3 protein-coding genes and 1 pseudogene are annotated in these 4294 nt (G+C 32.3%); 2 read left to right on the forward strand and 2 right to left on the reverse strand.

Going from position 1 to position 4294, the window contains the following annotated elements:
* Positions 1-1413: DNA (cytosine-5-)-methyltransferase (gene dcm, locus IAI56_RS15245; RefSeq protein WP_222941028.1), on the forward strand; the 1413-nt coding region annotated here is incomplete at its 5' end.
* Between the two features lie 109 nt (positions 1414-1522).
* Here dcm and xerA read toward each other — a convergent pair.
* Both xerA and IAI56_RS15255 read right to left on the reverse strand, forming a co-directional pair.
* Positions 1523-2557, reverse strand: a complete 1035-nt coding sequence (gene xerA / locus IAI56_RS15250) for a site-specific tyrosine recombinase/integron integrase (protein ID WP_187658680.1) — start codon at positions 2555-2557, stop codon at positions 1523-1525.
* Between the two features lie 39 nt (positions 2558-2596).
* Positions 2597-2986 (reverse strand): HU family DNA-binding protein, encoded by a 390-nt coding sequence (locus tag IAI56_RS15255; RefSeq protein WP_187658681.1) that lies wholly within the window; start codon positions 2984-2986, stop codon positions 2597-2599.
* 566 nt (positions 2987-3552) lie between these two features.
* On the opposite strand from IAI56_RS15255, the pseudogene IAI56_RS16485 reads away from it, so the two are divergent.
* Positions 3553-3918: pseudogene (locus tag IAI56_RS16485) on the forward strand (DUF4097 family beta strand repeat-containing protein); the annotation flags it as partial.
* Between the last annotated feature and the right edge of the window lie 376 nt (positions 3919-4294).

Here is a 4294-nt window from a genome sequence, read left to right on the forward strand (position 1 = left end):
ATTAATGGTAGTGCGGGTTTTGTAGCCGTTTCTCTTTTTGATGGAATGAGTTGCTTACAATTAGCTTTAAATAAAATTGGGAAAATACCAACTAAATATTTTGCAAGTGAAGTTGATAAATATGCAATGCAAGTTACAATGGCAAACTTTCCAAACACTATGCAAATTGGCGATGTAAGGAACGTGAAAGGTTCAGATATAGGTTTTGTTCATTTATTAGCTGGTGGTTCGCCTTGTCAAAGTTTTTCGTTTGCTGGAAAACGAAAAGGAATGAGTACAAAAGATAATATTGAGATTTTGACTTTAGATCATTATTTAGAACTTAAATCACAAAACTTTGAATTTGAAGGACAATCTTATTTGTTTTGGGAGTTTATTCGAATACTAACCGAAATACGTAAATACAATCCCGATGTTAAGTTTTTATTGGAAAATGTTATAATGGGTTCAAAATGGCAAAAAGTTATAACACAAGCGATAGGAATAAATCCAATTCGTATAAATTCTTCACTCGTTTCCGCACAAAACAGAAAACGCCTTTATTGGACAAATATTGCAGCTGAACCTGATGGACTTTTTGGAGATTTAAAATGCACAATTCCACAACCAAAAGACAAAGGGATTTTACTAAAAGATATTTTAGAAAGTGAAGTTGATGAAAAGTATTTTTTAAGTGGCAAAATGTTAGATTATTTGAACAGCCGAAAAGCAAATTACAATAATGGTAAAATCAATTACAAAACTGAAAATGATATTGCAAGTTGTATAAATGCAAGTTCCGGAGCAATTGATATTTCAGATAATATAATAATTGATACCAACCGAAAATCACGTTGTTTTACTGCTGGTGGAAATAGTGGCGGTTTACATTCGCAAATGGATTTAGTGGTTCATAATACAATGCCAAGAAGTTCAAAAACTGGCAAAGGCGGAACTGGTCCATTATCTCGAAATGATGGTAAAACTTATTGTTTAGATACTGGAAATACAAATGCAATAGAAATTCAATGCGTTGCAATGCGTGGCAGAAATCCCGAAAATCCAAAAAGTAGAGTTGCAGGATTACCAACTGAACAACAACTTGAGCCAAGAAACGATGGTAAAACAAATTGCCTTACAAGTGTTCAAAAAGATAATTTGCTTTTATTAAATGAAAGACAAAAAGCAAATTTTAAAAATGGAGATGAAAAAGCAAATACATTTTTATCTACCTCTTGGAAAGGTTCACAAGCAAATGGAATGACATTGGTAAATCCTTCAAACATAAGAAGGTTAACACCAATTGAATGTGAACGTTTACAAACTGTTCCTGATAATTACACAAATCACGTTAGCGATACGCAACGATACAAAATGTTAGGTAATGGATGGACAATTGATGTTATAGCACACATATTGTCTTATTTAACGTAAACGTAGCATTACCATTAACTTGTTTATATGCTCAGTTTTTTATTGTTTAGTTGAGCAAAGCTAACCTATTTCTAGTAGCTTTGCTCAATTGCTATTGCGTTTTATTTTTTTATAAATCATCAAAAGGACTTTTTATTTGCTGAATATTTTTTGTACTAACATGTGTATAAATTTCAGTTGTTTTACTGCTATTATGTCCTAATAATTCCTGAATATATCTTAAATCGGTTCCACTTTCTAATAAATGCGTAGCATAACTATGTCGAAGCCAATGCAAGGTAACAGGTTTATTTATAGAAGCTAATTTAACACTTTTTTTTAATACTTCCTCTAAACTTCTAGCAGAATATTGGGTGTTTTTTTCTTGTCCTTCAAAAAGATAAGTTTTTGGACTATATTCTTTATAATATCTCCTTAATAAATCTAATATTTTTGCAGATAATGGTGTAATTCTATCTTTCTTACCCTTTGATTGTCTTATGATTACAATATTTCGTTTAGAATCAATATCAGAAAACTTTAAATTCAATAGCTCACTGCGGCGCAATCCACAACTATAAATCATCGAGAGCATAGCTTTATGCTTTAAATTACTATTTGCTTCGAGTATTTTTTTTACTTCTTCCTTGCTTAACACATTAGGCAAAACCTTGGCTCGTTTTGGACGATGTATTTTTTCAACTTCAATCATAGTGTCTTTAATTGTTTTGAAATAAAGTTTAACTGCATTAACCACTTGATTTTGATAGGAAGCAGATAGTTTATTTTTCAAAACATAATCATTGTTGTAACAAATAATATCCTCATTTGTAATCAAATTGATACTTTTTGAATTAAAGAAAGTAAAAAACGATTTCAAAGCTTCACTATACGTAGTAATAGTACTTTCACTATACCGTTTAGAGCGAAGATATTGTTTAAATTTCTCTATCGCTTCAATACCTTCCACTGAGGGCAAACTAACTGTTATTTTAAACCTAATTTGATTTTCAACAGTATTAGGAACATGCCAAAAACCATTCGACTGGCTCCATCGTGAACCTTCCACTTTTTTTATACGTGAAATCAAATCGGTGTTTTTTTCAAAAAAAACAGCTATCCGCATTTCACCTTTGTGTTTTATGATTTTGGCTTCCCATTTCATAGTGCTAACTTTTAACTCCTAAATGTAGAAAAAAATAGATTACGATATTTTTTTTCGAACATAGGACAAATTCCCTACTAGTTTTTTTAGCTTTTTTCCTGGTCGGAAAATAATTGAAGCACGAGTTACATTATCTTTAGAAACACCTGCTGCGCTATCACTAGCAGTTCCTTTTACACTTATTTGAAACGTGCCCAAAGGTTCTAGTCTAACGATTTCGCCTTTTTCTAAATGGTCTTCCAATACTTTTACTAAACTAATGACTGCGGCATAACAATCAGCTTGTGTTAGCGATGTAGCTTGAGCAATTTCTTCGGTTACTTTCTCTAAATCTACTTCGCCTGTTTTAGTTGCTTTTGGGTAATAAAGCAGCGGTGCATCGGGTTGCGTTGGATTAGTTTTTCCAATTGGCGTAATGAGTATAGCCATATTTTTAATGGATAAGAGTTACTATTAATACTTGTCAGAACAAAGATAGAAATTTACCGCGGTAATTTATTCAATTTACCGCCATAACTTATCTAATTTACCGCGGTAAAATAAGTAATTCGTCCTGATGAATTTTTGCACTTGACCTGACAAGTTTAAAAAGCAGTCTGTATAACCTTATCTTCTCTTGAGTAGATTTTGAAACCACAAACCGTCAAGTCGCTATCATATCAGGAAAAAGAATAGAACTCGACGTCACCATGCAACGCAATCAATCCGATAAAAATCAGAGCAATCCGAGGCAAAAACCTTGCGCAAAAACCCCTAAAATCCAAAAAAACAAACAAAATCAACCCTTTGCAGACCAGTTAGACAGGTTTAAGTCTGAATAGTATTGCTACAACGCAGCATAATAGAGTGTTTATAGGTTTTTTGCAGGTTTTTTGATTTTAAATTGATTGTGATTATGTTGAAAAACATAGCAATTTGGGGGCTTTAATTGCCAATTTGGGGACTTTAAATGCTAATTTGGAGACTTTAAATGCCAATTTGGAGACCTTAAATGCGAATTTGGAGACCTTAAATCTCAATTTGGCGACATTAAATCTCAATTTGGGGACATTAAATGCCAATTTGGAGACCTTAAATCTCAATTTGGAGACCTTAAATCTCAATTTGGCGACATTAAATCTCAATTTGGCGACATTAAATCTCAATTTGGGGACATTAAATGCCAATTTGGAGACCTTAAATCTCAATTTGGCGACCTTAAATCTCAATTTGGCGACCTTAAATCTCAATTTGGCGACATTAAATCTCAATTTGGGGACATTAAATCTCAATCTGGCGACATTAAATGTCAATTCAACGACATCAAATGCGAATTCAACGACCTTAAATCTATTCTCTATTTTCTATTTTCTAAATTCTGAATTCTACCTTCTAAATTCTACCTTCTAAATTCTAAATTCTAAATTCTAACTTCCATTATAACACTGAAAATTAGTCAGTTAAAACAATGTTAAAACCGTCATTTTTTCATTTTTACTACCAATAAAGCGATGAGTTTCCGTCAAAATGACCTAAAAAACACACTGGTATATCCTTTGTTTAAAGCTAAGCATAAGTAAAAAAAATGTTTAACATAAATTATAAAGCTATGAACTTAGTAAAAAGAAACACAGTACATCTACCATCCATCATTGATGAATTTCTAAAACCAGATTGGTTTGGCGGAATGCAAAACTACGCACCAAATATTCCTGCTGTAAACATCAAAGAAACCGATACCGCCTTTGGCCTAGAGCT

This window comes from Flavobacterium macrobrachii, assembly GCF_014486675.1.
Classification (GTDB): Bacteria; Bacteroidota; Bacteroidia; order Flavobacteriales; family Flavobacteriaceae; genus Flavobacterium; species Flavobacterium macrobrachii.